Raw genomic sequence first — 18,645 nt, 5'->3', positions numbered from 1 at the left:
CCACTCATCCTTTTCATCAATCGCTTTTCATCATCGTTACGTTCTTGTCATGGATTCAGAAAATACACTGCAGCAGTTGGCGATCCGGCTCGGCAACCGGCTACGCGAACAACGGCTGCTGATCACCACGGCCGAGTCATGCACGGGCGGCATGGTCGCCAGCGCGATCACCGATATATCAGGCAGTAGCGGCTGGTTCGAGCGCGGCTTCGTGACATATTCGAATCAGGCCAAGACCGAGATGATCGGTGTACCGGCGGATATGCTTGAAAAGCATGGCGCGGTCAGCGAGTCGATCGCCCGCGAAATGGCCGAAGGCGCGCTGCGCAACAGCCGTGCGCAGTTGTCGCTGAGCATTACAGGCATCGCCGGACCGGGCGGTGGCACCCCGCAAAAACCAGTCGGCACCGTGTGTTTTGCGTGGTCGAATCGGGTGCATACGCTGTGTCAAACCCGCGTATTCAAGGGCGATCGCCGCCAAATCCGGTTGCAGGCCAGTGCCCACGCGTTACGCGGCGTGCTGACCATGCTGGAAGAAAACGAAAACGAAAACTGAAAGCGTGAGTTGGCTGCATCAGGCGGTTGCATCAGGTTGCATGAGGTAGCGGCATGAGCTATGTGCATCAGCGACACACATGAGCCAGGTGCAGGTGCATCTGCTACACACATGAGCCAAGTACATCAGCTACAAACAAGAGCTCAATACGAAGCTCATGCACGCATCATCTGAACGCATTAATCGCATCGCGCGTTTGCCGCGCTGCCTGGGCCGCGGCTTCAGCGAAGTCGTCGCCCTTGCCGGCAAAAATAATCGCGCGCGACGAATTGATCATCATGCCGGCGCCGCTATCGGTGCGTCCGGCCCTTACGGTGGCTTCGATATCCCCGCCTTGCGCGCCCACGCCGGGAATCAGCAGCGGCATGTCGCCCACGATAGCGCGCACTTGCGCGATTTCATTCGGGAAAGTAGCGCCGACCACGAGCGACAACTGCCCGCTGGCATTCCATTTCTCGGCGGCCAATTGCGCCACGACCTGATAGAGCGGCCGATCGCCGGTCTGCAAAAACTGCAGGTCGGAGCCACCCGGATTCGAAGTGCGGCACAGCACGATAACGCCGCGACCTGCATGCTCGAGATAGGGTTCGATTGAATCGAAGCCCATATACGGATTTACCGTGACAGCATCGGCGTTATAGCGTTCGAAAGCCTCCCGCGCATATTGCTCCGCGGTGCTGCCGATATCGCCGCGCTTGGCGTCCAGCACCACGGGAATACCCGGGTGGGCATCGTGTATGTGAGCAATCAATTGCTCGAGCTGCGCCTCGGCTCGGTGCGCGGCGAAGTAAGCGATCTGCGGTTTGAAGGCGCATGCGTAAGGCGCGGTCGCATCGACAATGGCACGACAGAAATCGAAAATCGCGTCGGCGCGATTGGCCAGCCCGGCGGGAAAACGCGCGGGCTCGGGGTCGAGGCCGACGCATAACAGGGAATTGCTTTTCTGCCATGCGGCGTTGAGAGTCTGGATAAAGGACATGATTTCCTGAAGAGGATGATGATCTTATTTGGCCTTGGGCAATTCGGCGCCACCCATGCGCCCGGCGATCACGCTCGAGCGCTGCGCCAGATAAGCTGAATTGCGATTCTGATCGTAGTAGCGCGGCCGCGGCAACATGACCGCCAAGCGCGCCGCCTGCCCCACACTGAGGTTGTTCGCGTTGGTTCGATAGTAGTGTTGCGCTGCCGCCTGCGCGCCGTAAATGCCGTTGCCCCATTCGACGGAATTGAGGTAAATCTCGAAGATGCGTTCCTTACTCATCACCATTTCGAGCATGAGCGTGATGATCAGCTCTTGCCCTTTGCGGATATACGATTTTTCCGTCGATAGAAACAGATTGCGCGCCAGTTGCTGAGAAATGGTCGAGCCCCCTGCCACGGGACGTCCGCGACGCTTGTCTTTTTCCCAAGCCTGCAAAATGGCGTCGACCTCAACGCCATTATTATTGGCGAAGTCGGCGTCTTCCGAGGCGATAATCGCGCGCTTCAGGTTGCGCGAAATTTGGTCGTAAGGCACCCAGATGTGCTGTAGTGCGATCGTGGGTTGCTCGCCGCGCAGCCGCCACTCGGTGGTGCGCATATACGCAGTGTCGGACGGATTGACAAAGGTCCACACGCCAATTTGCAGCAAATAAAACAGCTGTGTCGCAAGCCACGCGATGATCAGCAGCGCCACGAAATAGGCTAGCCGACTCGATTTAATCCATTTGATCATGCTCTGACCTTGTTCACGTCGGCATCGGGAACATCGTGTTTTTTGTCACAACTGCGCACGCAACTCGGCTAGCACGCTCGCACTGTCCGGGCGTACGCCACGCCATACGTAGAACGATTCCGCGGCCTGCTCGACGAGCATGCCCAGGCCATCCGCGCAGCGCGCACCGTGTTGCGCGGCATGCCGCATGAAGATCGTCGGCTGCGCGGCATACATCATGTCATAAGCAAGCGTGGACTGACCCAGTGCGCTTGCATCGAATTGCGGCAGTTGCTCGTCGAGGCTGCCCGCTGTGGCGTTGATCACCACGTCGTACCTGCCATGCGCGATATCGCTCGCCCCTCCCGACAGCGCGCATCCGGCGATCTGCGCCGCCGCGGCAAATCCCGCAGCCAATTCGGTGGCTCGGGCAGCGCTGCGGTTGACGATCGCAAGCTCGGTCGGCTTGCGCTCAAGCAAGGGCAGCATCACGCCTCGGGCGGCTCCCCCCGCGCCCAAGAGCAAGATACGGCGACCGGCCAACGCAGTCGCCAGATTATGTTCGAGATCGCGCACCAGGCCATAGCCGTCGGTGTTATCGCCATGAATACCCGATTCGCTGAACACCAGCGTATTGACTGCACCCGCGGCCTGGGCTCGGGGAGACAGCGTGTCCGCCAGCCTGAAGGCTTCGAGCTTGAACGGAACCGTCACGTTCAAGCCGCGGCCGCCTGCGGCGATAAATGCGCGCACCGTCGCTTCGAAGCCTTCGATCGGTGCCAGCAGCCTGTCATAGGTGAGCCGCTCGCCGGTCTGCGCCGCGAAGCGGGCGTGGATGCCCGGCGATTTGCTGTGCGCAACCGGGTTGCCGATGACGGCGTAACGATCCGCAGCGGGCTTCACGCTTGTGCCACTGGCTCGTCTGCCGAGGAATCCGACGCGCCCGACGCACCGGACGCGCCCTGAGCACCGTCTGCGGCGTTAATGCCGTCACCGCTACAGGCCTGCGGAGCATCGGCGCCGTGCCCGCCTTCCAGGGGCTCCAGCGCTGTTGCATCGGCATCGGTGGCGATATCGCCTTCGGCGTCTGCCCCATCGCGATCGCCCTCTTGTGCTTCTTCTTGCGCCTCCTCCTCAAGTGCTTCTTCAGCTGCCTCCTCAAGCGCCTCGTTCGTCGCAGCCGGCGCATCGAGCACTTGCACCACGCGGCAGGACGCTTCGATCATCAGCTCGTCGAAGTCGGCGATGGCCAGCAGCAGCTTGGTGCCGCGCGCGTGCACGCCCAGCCCCGGCACATGCATCATCAGCGGAATTTCGTCGAGCCGTACCAGATCTCCCTTGATCACCGAAGCCACGGCGCGTTCGCGCTTCTCCTGTTGCAGCCAGCGCAGACACCAAAAACGCTCCATCCGATTTTGATGATCGGCGTAGGCGGAATAGGTATCGTCGAAGCCCTGCACCACGGCATACAGGTCGGCGTCCTTGGGCTTGAATGGCGCAACCAGTTTGGCGGCCACACCGTGTTGGCAACAGGCGAGCAACTGCCATTGGTTCACCAGATCGACGTAGCGGCGCAACGGCGAAGTGCTCCACGCGTATTGAGCGACACCCAGCCCTTCGTGCGGGGCCGGCGTGGTTTGCATGCGAGTCCGTTTGGGGCCGGCCACCGGTCCGAACGCCCGCTGCGCGCGATAAATGCCGGGCACGCCATATTCGGCGAGCAGGCCGCCCCAACTGCTGTTGGCGAGAATCGCGAGTTCCGCCACGATCAGATCGAGCGGCGAGCCGCGTCGGCGTGGCTGGATCGTGATGTGATCGCCGTCGAGATAAAAGTTGTAGTCGAGGTTGCGCTGCACTTCGCGCTTCAAGCCGTAGCTCTGTCGCGTTTGCTGGCGCTTTTCGAAGAGCGCCTGGGCCAACGGCCAGAGCGCTGCAATTTCGGCCTTGTGCGCATATTCGCCGCTGCCTTCGGCCAGCGCCTCTTCGGTGACGACCGCGTCGAGCAGATTGTTGCGCAGATTGCTTTTGATAAAAACCCGCTCAACCCGCGTTTCAGTGGCTACGATCTCGTACGTAGTGGCGTCGACGATGATGTAGAGCGATAGCGCCGGGCGCAAGCTGCCCTCTTGCAGCGTAAAGATATCGACGACCTCGCCGGGCAGCATGGTGATCTTGTCGCCAGGCATGTACACGGTCGACAGGCGGTCGCGCGCGATCGTATCGACCGCGTCGCCCGGCTTGATGCCCAGTGCCGGCGCCGCGATGTGGATACCGACTCGCAAGCGATTGTCATCGAGCCATTGCACCGAAATGGCGTCGTCGATTTCCGTAGTGGTAATGTCATCGATCGAGAACGCTTCGCCCTCGGCTTGCGGCAAATCGTCGAATGCGACTTGCAGGCTCACGGGCGGGAAACCGGTCCCATGCGGAAAATGTTCGGACAGGAAGCGGGCTTCGTGCAGCGCCCGCGCGGATTCGATCCCGCCGCAATCGAGCATCAATTGCTGCATCGAAATGCCGAGTGCGGCAGCCGCAGCTTCCAGCGCCTTGTATTCGATCGAATTTTTATCCGGTTTGGTCAGCAACGCGAGCGCGCGCCCGGCAAGCGCCGCCGGCAGTTTTTTCTGTTTCAGTTCTTCTTCGTACGTGCTTTGCACCAGCGCCTGCTGGCGACGGCGTTCGAGCCCGGCCAGCGCGGCCTGCAACTGTTCGGCTGGCGCGCGCTGATACTGACCGCGCCCCTTGCGCCGGAAGTAGACCGGCGACCCATGCATGCGTAACACCAGCGCAGCACGCTCGACGGCGCCCGGGTTCGCACCGAAATATTCGGTCGCTAACGTGGCGAACGCAAACTCCTCATCGGAGGCGCACTCCCACAGAAAACCGAGGTCGATTTCCTGACCTTGCGCGTCGGCCTGCTGCATGAGTTCTGCAGGCAACGGTTTCTCAAATTCAATCAGGACATCGCGGCCCTTTACTTTCACGCGCCGCCCGCCCGGCAACTCGACCTGCAAAGCGTCAGTCTGGCGGGACAGTACGGTCCCCGCCTTGAAACTACCCGATTCCTCAAAAAAAACGTTCACGCGTCACTCGACTCAAAATGCTGCTTGGTGTTAATGATTTGAAGCCCGGCGCATCGAAAGGTTTCCGTTACCGCCGGTCTCGTCTTGCCTGCCCCTCCGCCTGCACGCTTACCCGGATCACCCACCGGGCCGCGCAACGGAAATCGGCGCAGGTTTCAATTACGTGTCGTGGGCCATGCCCCTACTTGGTCTCTGATCGGTCGTGGCCACAGTTTCGTCGCTCACGCCGCAAAATTCCAGCACCCCGTCCATATATCGTGCAAAGTCGCTCAAGCCATGGTCGCCGCCGTCGATCAGGACGGTTTGCGCACCCGCGTACTTCGCCAGCATATCGCGATAGTCGAGCACCTCGTCACCGGTCGCGGCGATCAGGTAATAGCGTTGCGGCTGCGTGATCGTCGGTACCGCCAGCGTACGCAACTGATCCAGATGCACCTGCTCGACCACGATAGACCCTCCGCCATGCCATAGCGGTTGCTCGCCCAGATATTGATGCAAATCGTCTTGCGGCATGGTCGCCGGGTTCAGCAGCACCGCACGCCAGCCATGCCGCTGCGCAAGCCACGTGGCGTAATAGCCGCCCAGCGAACTACCGATCACGGTGACGGGCTGCGGCCCCGATCGCGCGAGCGCCTCTGCGACCGTTTGTTCGGCAAGCGCGATGGCCGCGAGGGGCGCCACGGGCAACGCCGGGCAGCACCAATCGCGGGCCAGCCCGAGCGCCTCAAGCTTGGCCGCCAGCAGACGCGATTTAAACGACTGCGGCGACGAACGAAACCCGTGCAAATAGAGAATCATGCGGGATGCGCCCGAACTGCAGCCGATACGGCAGCCGACCCGGCGAGCGCGTCGAGCAACTTCTGATGGACGCCGCCGAAACCACCGTTGCTCATGACTAGAATCTGATCGCCCGGACGCGCCGCGGCGCATACCGCGCTAACCAAGGTATCGAGATCGTCGAATGCTGCTGCGCGCTGACCCAGCGGCGACAGGGTTTCGCTCAGGTTCCAGCCCAGCGCGTCGCGCCCGCTCGCCGCACCGTAACCGAAAATCAGGTCCGCGCCGCTCAGGCTGTCCGAAAGGGCCGCCTTCATGACCCCCAGCTTCATGGTGTTCGAGCGTGGCTCGAGTACCGCTAGAATGCGTGGCGCTCGAGCATTCGACTGCTGCGCGTCAACCTTGGACGCCGTGGACGGCGCATCGGCCGCGTCGCGCAATCGCGCGCGTAGGCCATCGAGCGTGGTTTTGATGGCGGTCGGATGATGCGCGAAATCGTCGTAGACCGTGATGTCGTTGACCCGCCCGCGCACTTCCATGCGGCGTTTGACGTTGCGAAAACGGCCCAACGCGGCGGCGGCCTGCTCGGGCGGCACGCCGACATGGCGGGCGGCAGCCAACGCGGCCAGCGCATTGAGCCGGTTATGCTCGCCCTGTACGTCCCAATCCACGCAGCCGACAACTTGGTTCTGCCAAGCTACATCAAAACGCCCTTCCAACGACTGCTCGCCTTGTGCGCTCGCATGCCAGCCGGTCGCCACACCGAAGTGTTCCACCTCGCTCCAGCAGCCCCGCGCCAACACACGTTCCAGCGCCGTTTCGCGGCCGTTGACCAGCAAACGCCCCACATGCGGCACCGTACGCACCAAGTGGTGAAACTGGGTTTCGATCGCGGCTAAATCCGGAAAGATGTCCGCGTGATCGAACTCGAGATTATTCAGCACGGCCGTGCGCGGTCGGTAATGAACGAATTTCGAGCGTTTGTCGAAGAAAGCGGTGTCGTACTCATCCGCTTCGATTACAAAAAAACTGGAATCGGTCAGACGCGCCGACACGCCGAAGTTCAGCGGTACGCCGCCGATCAAGAAGCCGGGATTGAGACCCGCATCTTCCAGCAGCCACGCGAGCATGGCCGAAGTGGTGGTTTTGCCATGGGTTCCGGCCACGGCCAGCACCCATTTCCCCGCCAGCACGTGCTCCCCCAGCCACTGAGGCCCGGAGGTGTAAGGCTGGCCCCGATCGAGAATCGCTTCCATCAGCGGATTGCCGCGGCTGATCACGTTGCCGATCACGAACAGGTCAGGCTTCAAATCGAGTTGGTCGACATCATAGCCCTCGATCAACTCGATACCCTGGGCCTGGAGCTGCGTGCTCATCGGGGGATAGACGCCCGCGTCGCAGCCGGTTACCCGATGACCGCTTTCGCGCGCCAGCACCGCCAGACCGCCCATGAAAGTACCGCAGATACCAAGTATGTGAATATGCATAAGCGCCTAACGTATCACTGCGCGACTCGCCCGCCGTTGTGTCGTGCTGGAGAGCCGGACCGTACGTGATAAAACCGCATCGTAGAATTGTCACATTGTACCCGAGCACCGTGCCGCATCCGGTGCTGTGAAGGACGTCGCGCGTCGGCCGGCCTCGTAATCGATCACGTCGGCGGCGACGCCCGTGCCAGGTCGGTGGCGACGCCCGTTCGAGGTCGGCGACGACGCCCGGGCGTCGGGGTCGGCTGATCGGTTCAGGTATCATTCCATCATGTCTCGAAAACTATCTTTAGATCCCCAGCGGATTCGCGAAGAAATCGCGATCGCGGCGGCCCGGCTGATCGCCGAAGATGGCCTCGACTATGCCAATGCGAAACGCAAGGCCGCCAAACAGGTGGTCGGCGATGTGCGCATTGCCGGCGAGTGGCTGCCCGACAACGATCAGCTCGAAGAGGAAATACGCCAATACCAGGCGATCTTCCAAAGCGATACTCAGCCGGCGTTATTGCACACCTTGCGGACCATCGCCCTCGACTGGATGCAGAAACTGGCCGATTTTCAGCCGTTTCTCACGGGCGCGGTATTGAACGGGACGGCAGGAGAGCACTCGGACATTCACCTGCAATTATTCAACGATAATTCGAAAGATGTCGCCATTTTCCTGCTAAATACCGGTATCCAGTATGAAGTTCACGAGACCCGGCACTTTGCGGGGCGCGGGCCGGTCGAAACGTTGAGCTTTCTGACGCGCGATGATCGGCTGTCCATGCGCGTGGGCATACATCTGGCGCTTTATGACGCTAACGATTTGCGTGGCGCTTTGCGCACTGACTTGCGCGGCCGCACGCCGCGGGCAAACGTGGCGGCGTTGCAAGTTTTGCTTGCCGAGGCGGCGCCTTCGGGCGTGTAAACGCAGACCAGCGGAACAGGCCAAGCGGGGCAGCCCGCGCGGATCTGCAAACGGGTATGTAACGGGTATGCAAAATTAACGGGCCGTTTTCATCATGAGGATATTCATGTCGCTTCTCCGTTGTGCCGCGTGGGCGCCGTTGAGCCGCCGCTTAGCTCTTGAGCTTTGCCGCTCGCCGTTATCAAGGCTGCTACTGACCACCTTTTTGCTGGCGGGGCCGGCACCAAGCGCCTTTGCGCAAAGTACCGATCCGATTGCCGCTGTGCAGAGGCTATGGGCCAGCTCGCTACCGGACGCGACCGGCACCAATCAGGCACTGGCCCGCTATCGAGGCAAGCCCGTCGTCGTGAATTTTTGGGCCTCCTGGTGCGCGCCCTGCGTACAGGAGATGCCGGCGCTCTCGGCGATGAGTCAACAATATGCTCCCAAAAACATCCAATTTATCGGTATCGGCGTAGATACGGCGGGCAACATTGCTACGTTCTTGAGTAAGGTTCCTGTCAAATACCCGGTCTACGTGGCCGGCTTCGGCGGTGCCGACATCAGCCGCAATCTGGGTGACGCCGCGGGCGGTCTGCCGTATACGGTTGTGATAGACCGCGCCGGGGTTGTCCGTTACAGCAAGTTGGGTAAGGTTGATGAAGCCGAATTAAAGCAAGTTCTAGCGCGCTTATAGACCGCCGACGCCGCCGCGAGAGGCCACCACAGCCGCCGAAATGACGATAAAAAAATCAGGGGCAAAACTCGTAAATATGGCGTAAAGAGCCGATCCCGGGCTTTTCGAAGAAAGCCAATTACCCGACATTCGAGATAAATTCGCGCGGGATTCAGCGAAGTATCCGTAAAATAGACGAAAAATAAGGTTCGCTGCGATGGTGGTACCACGCTAAAACTATTGTCCAACTGGACACATGCGCGTAATCAGCGTTAAAGTTCGCTCAAATTCGCGGAAATCACGCTCTCATGACTCAAAGACTGCTAGTGCTGCACGGACCCAACCTGAACCTGCTCGGCACGCGGGAACCGGCTGTGTACGGACACACGACATTGGCGGAAATCGACCAAATGCTGATCGAGCGAGCCACCGCAGCAGGTGCTGTGCTGGCGACGTTCCAAAGCAACCATGAAGGCGCGTTGATTGACCGGATACACGCGGCGCGCGATGAACAAACGGATTTCATCGTCATCAATCCCGCCGCGTTTACCCATACCAGCGTGGCATTACGGGACGCATTGGCGGGTGTGGATATCCCGTTCATCGAGGTACATTTGTCCAATGTCCACCGTCGCGAGGCGTTTCGTCATACCTCGTATTTTTCAGATCTCGCGCAGGCAGTCGTGTGCGGATTCGGCGCGCAAGGTTATTTGTACGCCGTGGACTACGTGCTGGGCACCACCGCCCGAGCATAACAACCGAGCACGACGGCCGCAGTACCCCATTTATTGACTTTTCTCCGCGGGCGATGCGCTTTAAAGCCAGTGCTGAAGCCAGAGCCCGCTGTTTTCCGAATTAAAGGGAGTTTCCGATGGATCTACGTAAGCTGAAAACCTTGATCGACCTCGTTTCCGAGTCGGGCATCTCCGAACTTGAAGTGACCGAGGGTGAAGGGAAGGTTCGGATCGTCAAAAACGCGCCGCCAGTTTATGTGCAGCAGGCTCCGACGCAATACGCGCAGCCGCCCATGGGAATGGCTCCGGCGGCGGCACCCCTCGCCGGCGCAGACGTGCCCGCCGCGGCACTGGCCCCGGCAGTCGTCGCCGGCCACGTCGTCAAATCGCCGATGGTCGGTACGTTCTATCGCGCACCGTCCCCGGGCGCCGAGGCATTCGTGCAAGTCGGCGACTCCGTCAAGGAAGGCCAGACCATTTGCATTATCGAAGCGATGAAATTGCTCAACGAAATCGAATGCGATATGGACGGCATGGTCAAAGAAATCTTGGTTGAAAACGGCCAGGCGGTCGAATACGGCCAGCCCCTGTTCATCGTCGGCTGATCTAGCGCGATGCTGAGTGCGCCGCACGCCCAAACTCAGCGAAGGTATGGCCGCAGCGCACCCCGAGGTTCGGCTTGCGGCCCAAACTGGCTGTCGGTTCTGTGCACTGTTTTGTGCAATGAACCGGCGCTCCTGCCACAGTGATTCAGATCGCGCCACGCAATGTATTAACGCACGGGCGCGCACTCTCGATGGTTCGAATTCAATATGTTTGAAAAAATCCTGATTGCCAACCGCGGTGAAATCGCCCTGCGGATTCAGCGCGCCTGCCGTGAGCTCGGCGTTAAAACTGTCGTCATTTATTCCGAAGCCGACAAGGAAGCCAAATACGTGAGGCTGGCGGACGAAGCGGTCTGTATCGGCCCGGCACCTTCGAATCTGAGTTATTTGAATATGCCGGCGATTATCAGCGCCGCGGAAGTCACCGACGCCGAGGCGATCCACCCCGGCTACGGCTTCCTGTCCGAAAACGCCGATTTCGCGGAGCGCGTCGAGCAATCCGGCTTCACCTTCATCGGCCCGCGGCCCGATACCATACGCCTGATGGGCGATAAGGTTTCTGCCAAACAGACCATGATCAAGGCGAACGTGCCGTGCGTACCCGGCTCGGAAGGCGCGCTGCCCGAGGACGATCCCAAGGAGATCGTGCGGATTGCACGCCAGATCGGGTATCCGGTCATCATCAAGGCGGCTGGCGGCGGTGGTGGGCGCGGCATGCGGGTGGTACATACCGAGGCCGCCCTGGTCAACGCCGTCAATATGACGCGCGAAGAAGCCGGCCGGGCATTCGGCAACTCGCAGGTTTACATGGAGAAATTCCTTGAGAACCCGCGGCACATCGAAATTCAGATCCTGGCCGATCACTATAAGAACGCGATCTGGTTGGGCGAGCGCGATTGCTCGATGCAACGCCGCCATCAGAAAGTCATAGAGGAAGCGCCGGCACCGCATATTGCGCGCCGCCTGATCGATCGGATCGGCGATCGCTGCGCTGACGCCTGCAAAAAAATGGGCTATCACGGCGCAGGTACGTTTGAATTCCTGTACGAAAATGGCGAGTTCTACTTTATCGAGATGAATACGCGGGTGCAGGTCGAGCATCCGGTCACCGAGCTCATTACCGGTGTCGATATCGTGCAGGAACAGATCAAGATCGCCGCCGGCGAAAAATTGCTGCTGCGCCAGCGCGACGTCGAATTCCGCGGTCATGCGATCGAATGTCGAATCAATGCCGAAGATCCGTTCAAATTCACGCCCTCGCCAGGCCGGATTACGTCGTGGCATGCGCCGGGCGGCCCGGGAATTCGCGTCGATTCACACGCCTATAATGGTTATTTCGTCCCGCCTACGTACGATTCGATGATCGGCAAATTGATTGCTTATGGCGCAACCCGTGAGCAGGCTATCAAGCGCATGCGCATTGCGCTGTCGGAAATGGTGGTCGAGGGCATTCTGACCAATATCCCGCTGCACCGCGAATTGATGCTGGATGCGAAATTCGTCGAGGGCGGCACCAGTATTCACTATCTCGAGAACCGACTGGCAGCCAAGCAGCAATCGGCTCCGAGCAAGGCTTGAGCGCATCGACACCGTCACCATGAGCTTTCGCGAACTGATCGTTGAAATCGACCGCGAGTACGCGGAGCCGCTTTCCGACGCCTTGATGGATCTCGGCGCGCTGTCGGTTTCGGTGGAAGATGCCGATGCCGACACGCCGGATGAACAGCCTTTGTTCGGCGAGCCGGGGCTGACGCCGGAACGCTCCGCTTGGCAACGCTCGCGAGTGATCGCGCTGCTCGGGGCCGAGCATGATCCGGCATTGTTGCTGGCGGCGGCGACCAACCAATTGGCGTTGCCCGAGGTGCCGAGCAGCCGGACTCGCGAAGTCGAGGATCAGGATTGGGTACGCCTGACGCAATCGCAATTCGATCCGATCCAGGTCGGCGAGCGTATCTGGGTGGTGCCCTCCTGGCACGACGCGCCGGACCCGGATGCCCTGATTCTGGAGCTCGACCCGGGCCTCGCGTTTGGCACGGGTAGCCATCCGACCACACGTCTTTGCATGGAATGGCTCGAACAGAATGTTTGGCCCCATGCGTCCGTACTCGATTACGGTTGCGGCTCGGGCATCCTGGCCATACTCGCGCACAAATGCGGCGCGCAGCCCGTGATAGGCATCGATATCGATCCGCAAGCGGTCGAATCGGCGCGCCAGAACAGCCTGCGCAACCAGGCGGACGTGAGTTATGGTTTGCCCGATGCTTGTCCGGCGGGCGAATTTGATATCGTGGTCGCCAATATTCTGTCGAATCCGCTTAAACTGATGGCCGCGATGCTGTGCGCACGGGTACGGCCCGGTGGGAAACTGGCTTTATCGGGTATCCTTGCACGGCAAGCGGAAGAAGTCGCACGCGCGTATCAACCCTGGATCCCGATGTCGGTCTGGCGCGAGCACGATGGCTGGGTCTGCCTGTCCGGGACTCGTTCGGGCGGCTGAGAGCCTATGGGAACTGATGGGAGCTCAACCCCGGCCAACCTGGGATGATGCTGGCAACGCAGGACAGCCCAGGTCGAGCGCGGTCAACAGGGTCTGCCCCGAGTCTAGCCGGGGTCAACCGAATGGCGCGCCAGTGCCAGGTCATGCTTGACGCAATCAGCGTTGCGCACAGGCGGCGTGCTTAACCGTACTTTCACCTTATTCGCTCGACTCTGCCCTGCTATCGTGCTCGCTACCCGTTGTCCGAATTGTCTGACTGTGTTTCGCCTCGCGCCCGATCAGCTCGCCGTCAGCGGCGGTCAGGTGCGCTGCGGGCACTGCAACGCCGTGTTCGACGGCAACCGCAACCAGATTGATCTCCCCGTTGAGCCGAGCGCCGGTAAAGCGCCGGCGAGTGTTTCAACCGCGGATGACGCGGCCGACGCCCGTCGCTCGTTGCTGGCCAGGCGCAACGCTCGCGAGCCGGCGCTTAATCCAGCGCTGAGCCCCGCTGAACCGCCATTGCGGAAGTTGTCCGACCCGTTGTCCAACCCCCAATCCGCCCTTCGGGAGGGCACGGCTGCGCGATCTGCAGCAATACCTCCGTCGCACACCCCGGTTGCAGCATCCGATCGCAAACCGGCCTCGCGCGGGCGCGCAGTGCGCAGCTCGCTACTTGGCCTGCTGCTTATTATTTTGCTGCTGGGCGCGGCGCTTCAGTATGCCTGGTGGCAACGCGAGTATTTTCGCGTGGTCTGGCCACCCAGCCAGGTGGCCTATGAGGCGGTCTGCCGGATAAGCGGTTGCAAGCTCACGCCGGTGCACGATATCGACCTGCTGCAAATCGCCGACATGTCGCTGCGCGAAATCGACGACCCGCACCACCTTGCGTTGGCGCTGACGATACGCAACCGTGTCGGCCTCACGCTCGCCTACCCGTCTGTCGAGCTGACCTTGACGGACAATCACAACCAGGCGGCAATCCGCAAAGTGATAGCGCCCGCCCAATATCTAAGCGATCCGTCGCTGCAGGACAATGGCATCGGCCCACGTGCGCAGGTGTTAGTCGGTATTCGCGTTGACACCACGACCGTACCCGCCAGCAATTACCGTGTCAAAATCTTCTATCCGTGACGGCCTTTTCGATTCACCGCCTTCATTTGGCAATCTGCATCTGGCAGGCTTCATTTTGATCCCTGCGTTTTACAGCCTTCGCTTTGCAGTCTTCGTTGCAACACGCATTTGACACAGCTCACCGGGTAGCCCGCATCCGCTACCCCTCACTCACCTGTCGCAATGCGACGCCTGTCTGGAGATGATATGACTCAAGTTACCCTGGGTGGAAATCCGATCAATGTAGAAGGTTCGTTCCCGGCCGTCGGTCAGCCGGGCAGCGATTTCAAGTTGGTCAATAGCAAGCTGGCGGAGGTGTCGCTCGCCGATTTCGCCGGCAAACGCAAAGTGCTCAACATCGTTCCTAGCCTCGATACGCCGACTTGCGCGACGTCGACACGCAAATTCAACCAAGCTGCCAGCGCGCTGAAAGATACGGTTGTGCTGGTGATCTCAGGCGATCTGCCGTTCGCGGCGTCGCGTTTCTGCACGACGGAAGGGCTGGAGAACGTGGTGTCGTTGTCGACGTTCCGCGGTCGCGAGTTCGCGCGCAGCTATGGCGTGGATATCACCAGTGGCCCGTTGGCCGGCCTGACCGCCCGCGCCGTGGTGGTTCTGGATGCCGACAACAAGGTGGTACATGCGGAGCTGGTGACGGAAATCAAAAACGAACCGAATTACGACGCGGCGTTGGCTGCAGTCAAGTAAGTTGGCGCGCTTGGGACTTGCGAGTATGCGAGTCCCAAGGTGAGTCCCAAGCGATCCTGTCGCGACCGTCGCATAGGCCGCAGCAGGATGCGTTCGGTACAGGAGTGGCACGGCGTTTTGCCACACTACCGGCTCATACGATTGCAATGCAGGCCTCATGCAGTCCATGCTCATGGAGCTCAGGACCTGGTTGAAACCGTATGCTTCGGTCCCATTCTATTTGTAGGTCCGGATTTCACTTTTGAACGAGGAACATTCTTTTGGCTACGCTGATTTGCGGTTCACTTGCATACGACAACATCATGACGTTCGAAGGGCGGTTTCGCGAGCACATCCTTGCGGACCAGGTTCATATCCTGAACGTGAGTTTTCTGGTGCCGACCATGCGCCGGGAATTCGGTGGCTGCGCGGGTAACATCGCCTACGGTCTGAAACTACTCGGCGGCGATCCGCGCATCATGGCGACACTGGGTGCGGTCGATGCCCAGGTCTATCTGGACCGGCTGGCGGCGCTGGGTATTTCGAATGCGAACGTGCGCGTGCTGCCCGACACCTATACGGCGCAGGCGATGATCACGACCGATCTCGACAATAACCAGATCACGGCGTTTCATCCGGGCGCCATGTCGGAATCGCATCAGAACCGCGTAGCGGACGCCTCCGGAATCACCTTGGGCATCGTGGCACCCGATGGTCCGGTCGGCATGCGCGAACACTGCGAGCAGTTCGCGCAGGCGGATATCCCGTTCGTGTTCGATCCGGGCCAGGGCCTGCCGCTGTTCGACGGTCCGGCACTGCAGCGCATGATAGAACTCTCCCAGTACGTCGCGGTCAACGATTACGAAGCGAAATTGCTTGAGAACAAAACGGGCTGGTCGCTTGCTCAGATGCTTGAGCGAGTGCAAGCCGTGATCGTCACACGCGGCGAGCACGGTGCCGAGATCCACACGCGCACCGGTGTGGAGGAGATTCCGGCAGTACCCCCGCAACGCATCATGGACCCCACCGGCTGCGGCGATGCATTCCGTGCAGGCCTGCTGTACGGCCTCGAAAACGGGCTCGACTGGGCAACTACCGGGCGTCTTGCCAGCCTGCTCGGTTCGCTGAAAATAGCGGAACAGGGTCCCCAAAACTACGTGCTCACGCGTGCGCAAATCGACGAGAAGTTTAGTCAGGCGTTCGGTTTTAAACTCCAGTAACGGGAGCGGTCATGGCTAAGAGATCGGCTGAGGGTTCGGCTAATGCGGTGGCTAACGCAGCGGCTAGGACAGCGGCGGTGCGTTTGCCAGTCGCGGCGGCAACGTTACCGGTTGCGGCGGCAACGTTACTTCTCGCACTGGGTTTGCAAGGCTGTGTAGGTAGCAGCATGAGTAGCAACATGAGCACGAGCAGTTCGCCGTCGCAGGCGTCCAGCGGCAGCACGCCTGCCCAGCCGCAGCAGCAGGTGATCGTGCGCCTGGGCGTCGTGCAAAACGCCAGGCCCACGCAGATCAGTGCGAACGGCACGCAGTCCAGCGGCTTCGGTTCGAGCGCCACAGGCTCCGAAAACGGGCTCGCAGGCGGTCCGATCAGTGCGGGGCGGACTGCGCTCGTAACCGGAGAGGTCGGTAACATCGCTGGCGCCGTCGCCGGCAACGCGGTCGAAAACGGCGTCGCCATCCGAGACGGTCTGGAAATTACGGTGCGCCTCGACAGCGGCGAGTTGAGCGCTATCGACCAGCTCGCCAACGGCGAAACGTTTCAAGCCGGCGACCGGGTACGTGTGTTGTCTGGCGATGGCAGCACCCGCGTGACTCACTAGCTCGACGAGAAACACCGCTGATCGTTTTGCGATCATGCCCATCCGAGTGTAGGAAATGAACGGCCCTTCAGTGGCCGTTTTTTTGTCCCTTCGCAAAAAAAAGCTCAAAAAAAATCCCGCCAGCGAAGGTCCGGTGGCGGGATTTCCAACTACTGCTTCGAGTACTGCTAGCTGCGACAGCCCGGCGGATGCCGGCTAAAGCCCGTCAAGATGCTGCCGGCAAAGCAACGCGCAAAAGCGCCTGCTCGCCCTGCGGCCGTACGTCTGGCTGCAGTACTGGCGGCTCGACGATTACGGGCGGCTGCCGGTCGGGAACGGCCATGCAGCTGCCGGGTTCAGCGCCGTCTTGACGCCAGCGGCCGGGGCTACCGAAGCGGCGGTCGTCGCAGGTGCTGCAGCGGGTGCTGCAGCTTTCTTCGGTGCAGCCTTCTTCGGCGCAGCTTTCTTCGGAGCAGCTTGCGGCGCAGCTTTAGGTGCCGGTGCTACCACTTTTTTTTGGACAGCCTTTTTCGCAGGTGCAGCGGCCTTCTTGGCCGGTGCAGCCTTCTTAGCTACGGCTTTCTTCGCAGGCGCTGCTTTCTTAGCCGGGGCGGCTTTCTTTGCAGGCGCAGCTTTCTTGGCGGCCGCTTTCTTAGCAGGGGCTGCTTTCTTGGCCGGGGCCTTTTTTGCTACGGCTTTCTTGGCTGCCGCTTTCTTAGCCGGTGCTGCCTTTTTTGCCGGAGCCTTCTTGGCGACTGCCTTCTTGGCTACCACTTTCTTCGCGGCGACTTTCTTCGCTGCTACTTTCTTTGCCGGAGCCGCTTTCTTGGCCGGAGCTTTCTTCGCTACGACTTTCTTGGCTACAACTTTCTTGGCAGCAACTTTCTTTGCCGGAGCCGCTTTCTTGGCCGGAGCTTTCTTCGCTACGACTTTCTTAGCTACGACTTTCTTGGCCGGAGCGGCCTTTTTTGCTGCCGGTTTAGCGGCTGCTTTTTTTGCTACGGGTTTCTTCGTGGCAGTTGCCATCATATTCTCCTTCAGGTTTCAGATGAGAGTCGAACCGAACAACACCTTTTCGTCAAAACCCGCTTTCCCCGGAAGCTGTTGCCAGCAATCCGGTACAAAGCGGGCCATTCATCGGCGTACGCGGTTCCTGCTTGCTTACGCTAATGAATACGGCAAGGCGCGCGCACCCCTCTAAATGGAGCGCACGCGCCGAAAAAATTCGCCGGCGATTGCAACCGCTCAGGCAATCGAACCGGTAGTCGTTTGGTCGAAACATCGACGTTTCCCTGCGCGGCAGAGCACGCCTTGCGCGCTCTGCCCGGGTTACGCGCCAGCCTGCCGATAACGGCAGGGAGGCATACGTCGATAAGGTGTGTCGGTTTTTTTGGAAGAGTAGTTACCCAGCCCTGCAACAGGGCTCGCAAAGTGCTTTTCGTTTTGGGCTCGCAATTCATCAGCGTGCTGTGCATCAGGCGACCCGCTCTCCCACTCTATATGTGCGGCATCATTTCGATGCCGGCCATCCGACCTGTCAGACTCCTCTACTTGTCAAATGCATCATCACCACTGCATGCATTAACGACGCACGTTATTCCCAACTGAGCGCGCCGCCTGTCTGATATTCGATCACTCGCGTCTCGAAGAAATTACGTTCTTTCTTCAAGTCGATCATCTCGCTCATCCATGGAAATGGATTTTCCTCATTCGGGTACAGCGGATCGAGACCGATCTGCTGGCAGCGCCGATTACAGATGAAGCGCAAATACGATTTGAACATCGAAGCGTTAAGACCCAACACGCCGCGCGGCATTGTATCTTCGGCGTAACGATATTCGAGTTCTACAGCTTGCTGGAAAATTTCGCGGATTTCGGCACGGAACTCCGAGGTCCACAAATGCGGATTCTCCAACTTGATCTGGTTGATCAGGTCGATGCCGAAATTGCAGTGCATCGATTCGTCGCGCAGGATGTATTGGTATTGTTCCGCGGCGCCGGTCATCTTGTTCTGGCGACCCAACGCCAAAATCTGGGTGAAACCGACGTAGAAGAACAGCCCTTCCAT

19 protein-coding genes are annotated in these 18,645 nt (G+C 60.1%); 11 read left to right on the top strand and 8 right to left on the bottom strand.

What is annotated here, in order from left to right; genetic code table 11:
* The first annotated feature begins 49 nt into the window (after positions 1-49).
* Positions 50-556, top strand: coding sequence for a CinA family protein (locus GSQ77_RS18665; RefSeq protein WP_158904281.1), 507 nt, complete (start codon positions 50-52; stop codon positions 554-556).
* A gap of 166 nt (positions 557-722) precedes the next feature.
* On the opposite strand, the gene pyrF is transcribed toward GSQ77_RS18665, so the two are convergent.
* From pyrF to mpl, 6 genes are all read right to left on the bottom strand, one after another.
* On the bottom strand, positions 723-1,538 hold the full coding sequence (gene pyrF / locus GSQ77_RS18660; protein WP_174246498.1) for an orotidine-5'-phosphate decarboxylase: 816 nt from the start codon (positions 1,536-1,538) through the stop codon (positions 723-725).
* Positions 1,539-1,559: 21 nt separating this feature from the next.
* Entirely contained in the window at positions 1,560-2,270 is a 711-nt protein-coding gene (gene mtgA / locus GSQ77_RS18655) for a monofunctional biosynthetic peptidoglycan transglycosylase (protein WP_158904279.1), read from the bottom strand.
* A gap of 45 nt (positions 2,271-2,315) precedes the next feature.
* On the bottom strand, positions 2,316-3,152 hold the full coding sequence (aroE, locus tag GSQ77_RS18650) for a shikimate dehydrogenase (RefSeq protein ID WP_158904278.1): 837 nt from the start codon (positions 3,150-3,152) through the stop codon (positions 2,316-2,318).
* Complete coding sequence (locus GSQ77_RS18645; protein ID WP_158904277.1) at positions 3,149-5,332, bottom strand: ribonuclease catalytic domain-containing protein; 2,184 nt, start codon at positions 5,330-5,332, stop codon at positions 3,149-3,151. Before GSQ77_RS18645 ends, aroE begins: the two co-directional genes overlap by 4 nt.
* 159 nt (positions 5,333-5,491) lie before the next feature.
* Positions 5,492-6,130, bottom strand: a complete 639-nt coding sequence (locus tag GSQ77_RS18640) for a YqiA/YcfP family alpha/beta fold hydrolase (RefSeq protein ID WP_158904276.1) — start codon at positions 6,128-6,130, stop codon at positions 5,492-5,494.
* On the bottom strand, positions 6,127-7,596 hold the full coding sequence (mpl, locus tag GSQ77_RS18635) for a UDP-N-acetylmuramate:L-alanyl-gamma-D-glutamyl-meso-diaminopimelate ligase (protein ID WP_158904275.1): 1,470 nt from the start codon (positions 7,594-7,596) through the stop codon (positions 6,127-6,129). The genes GSQ77_RS18640 and mpl overlap by 4 nt, the downstream gene beginning before the upstream one ends.
* Positions 7,597-7,867: 271 nt before the next feature.
* Here mpl and GSQ77_RS18630 point away from each other — a divergent pair, with 271 nt between their 5' ends.
* The 10 genes from GSQ77_RS18630 (at position 7,868) to GSQ77_RS18585 (ending at position 16,598) form a co-directional block, all read left to right on the top strand.
* Positions 7,868-8,506 carry a UDP-N-acetylmuramate--alanine ligase gene (locus GSQ77_RS18630; protein ID WP_158904274.1) on the top strand — a complete coding sequence of 213 codons (639 nt, stop codon included), beginning with the start codon at positions 7,868-7,870 and terminating at the stop codon, positions 8,504-8,506.
* A gap of 106 nt (positions 8,507-8,612) precedes the next feature.
* Positions 8,613-9,182, top strand: coding sequence for a TlpA disulfide reductase family protein (locus GSQ77_RS18625; RefSeq protein ID WP_158904273.1), 570 nt, complete (start codon positions 8,613-8,615; stop codon positions 9,180-9,182).
* A 287-nt stretch (positions 9,183-9,469) separates the two neighbouring features.
* Positions 9,470-9,916, top strand: a complete 447-nt coding sequence (gene aroQ / locus GSQ77_RS18620) for a type II 3-dehydroquinate dehydratase (protein ID WP_158904272.1) — start codon at positions 9,470-9,472, stop codon at positions 9,914-9,916.
* A 116-nt stretch (positions 9,917-10,032) separates the two neighbouring features.
* Positions 10,033-10,500 (top strand): acetyl-CoA carboxylase biotin carboxyl carrier protein, encoded by a 468-nt coding sequence (accB, locus tag GSQ77_RS18615; protein ID WP_158904271.1) that lies wholly within the window; start codon positions 10,033-10,035, stop codon positions 10,498-10,500.
* Positions 10,501-10,707: 207 nt separating this feature from the next.
* The gene (accC, locus tag GSQ77_RS18610) at positions 10,708-12,078 is read left to right on the top strand and encodes an acetyl-CoA carboxylase biotin carboxylase subunit (protein ID WP_158904270.1); all 1,371 of its coding nucleotides are present in this window, start codon (positions 10,708-10,710) and stop codon (positions 12,076-12,078) included.
* 19 nt (positions 12,079-12,097) lie between these two features.
* On the top strand, positions 12,098-12,997 hold the full coding sequence (gene prmA, locus GSQ77_RS18605; protein WP_158904269.1) for a 50S ribosomal protein L11 methyltransferase: 900 nt from the start codon (positions 12,098-12,100) through the stop codon (positions 12,995-12,997).
* Positions 12,998-13,144: 147 nt separating this feature from the next.
* The gene (locus GSQ77_RS18600; protein WP_158904268.1) at positions 13,145-14,110 is read left to right on the top strand and encodes a zinc-ribbon and DUF3426 domain-containing protein; all 966 of its coding nucleotides are present in this window, start codon (positions 13,145-13,147) and stop codon (positions 14,108-14,110) included.
* Between the two features lie 186 nt (positions 14,111-14,296).
* Entirely contained in the window at positions 14,297-14,797 is a 501-nt protein-coding gene (tpx, locus tag GSQ77_RS18595; RefSeq protein WP_158904267.1) for a thiol peroxidase, read from the top strand.
* Positions 14,798-15,057: 260 nt separating this feature from the next.
* The gene (locus GSQ77_RS18590) at positions 15,058-15,996 is read left to right on the top strand and encodes a carbohydrate kinase family protein (protein ID WP_158904266.1); all 939 of its coding nucleotides are present in this window, start codon (positions 15,058-15,060) and stop codon (positions 15,994-15,996) included.
* An 11-nt stretch (positions 15,997-16,007) separates the two neighbouring features.
* The gene (locus tag GSQ77_RS18585) at positions 16,008-16,598 is read left to right on the top strand and encodes a hypothetical protein (RefSeq protein WP_367889681.1); all 591 of its coding nucleotides are present in this window, start codon (positions 16,008-16,010) and stop codon (positions 16,596-16,598) included.
* A gap of 291 nt (positions 16,599-16,889) precedes the next feature.
* On the opposite strand, the gene GSQ77_RS18580 is transcribed toward GSQ77_RS18585, so the two are convergent.
* A complete protein-coding gene (locus GSQ77_RS18580; RefSeq protein ID WP_158906327.1) occupies positions 16,890-17,603 on the bottom strand; it encodes a histone H1-like DNA-binding protein in 714 nt (237 codons plus the stop codon).
* A gap of 568 nt (positions 17,604-18,171) precedes the next feature.
* The coding region (locus GSQ77_RS29600; RefSeq protein WP_254067697.1) for a ribonucleotide-diphosphate reductase subunit beta at positions 18,172-18,645 on the bottom strand (474 nt) is incomplete at its 5' end.

The sequence above is a fragment of the Burkholderia sp. L27(2015) genome (genome assembly GCF_009765705.1).
GTDB lineage: Bacteria > Pseudomonadota > Gammaproteobacteria > Burkholderiales > Burkholderiaceae > LMUX01.
This window is presented reverse-complemented; position numbering and strand designations above follow the sequence as displayed.

Bases quoted from the DNA above. Each gene is read 5' to 3' on its own strand.
- aroQ (WP_158904272.1), top strand. From the start codon at position 9,470: ATGACTCAAAGACTGCTAGTGCTGCACGGACCCAACCTGAACCTGCTC.
- GSQ77_RS18665 (WP_158904281.1), top strand. From the start codon at position 50: ATGGATTCAGAAAATACACTGCAGCAGTTGGCGATCCGGCTCGGCAAC.
- GSQ77_RS18585 (WP_367889681.1), top strand. From the start codon at position 16,008: ATGGCTAAGAGATCGGCTGAGGGTTCGGCTAATGCGGTGGCTAACGCA.
- mtgA (WP_158904279.1), bottom strand. From the start codon at position 2,270: ATGATCAAATGGATTAAATCGAGTCGGCTAGCCTATTTCGTGGCGCTG.
- accB (WP_158904271.1), top strand. From the start codon at position 10,033: ATGGATCTACGTAAGCTGAAAACCTTGATCGACCTCGTTTCCGAGTCG.
- tpx (WP_158904267.1), top strand. From the start codon at position 14,297: ATGACTCAAGTTACCCTGGGTGGAAATCCGATCAATGTAGAAGGTTCG.
- GSQ77_RS18630 (WP_158904274.1), top strand. From the start codon at position 7,868: ATGTCTCGAAAACTATCTTTAGATCCCCAGCGGATTCGCGAAGAAATC.
- prmA (WP_158904269.1), top strand. From the start codon at position 12,098: ATGAGCTTTCGCGAACTGATCGTTGAAATCGACCGCGAGTACGCGGAG.
- GSQ77_RS18640 (WP_158904276.1), bottom strand. From the start codon at position 6,130: ATGATTCTCTATTTGCACGGGTTTCGTTCGTCGCCGCAGTCGTTTAAA.
- GSQ77_RS18580 (WP_158906327.1), bottom strand. From the start codon at position 17,603: ATGGCAACTGCCACGAAGAAACCCGTAGCAAAAAAAGCAGCCGCTAAA.
- accC (WP_158904270.1), top strand. From the start codon at position 10,708: ATGTTTGAAAAAATCCTGATTGCCAACCGCGGTGAAATCGCCCTGCGG.
- GSQ77_RS18625 (WP_158904273.1), top strand. From the start codon at position 8,613: ATGTCGCTTCTCCGTTGTGCCGCGTGGGCGCCGTTGAGCCGCCGCTTA.
- mpl (WP_158904275.1), bottom strand. From the start codon at position 7,596: ATGCATATTCACATACTTGGTATCTGCGGTACTTTCATGGGCGGTCTG.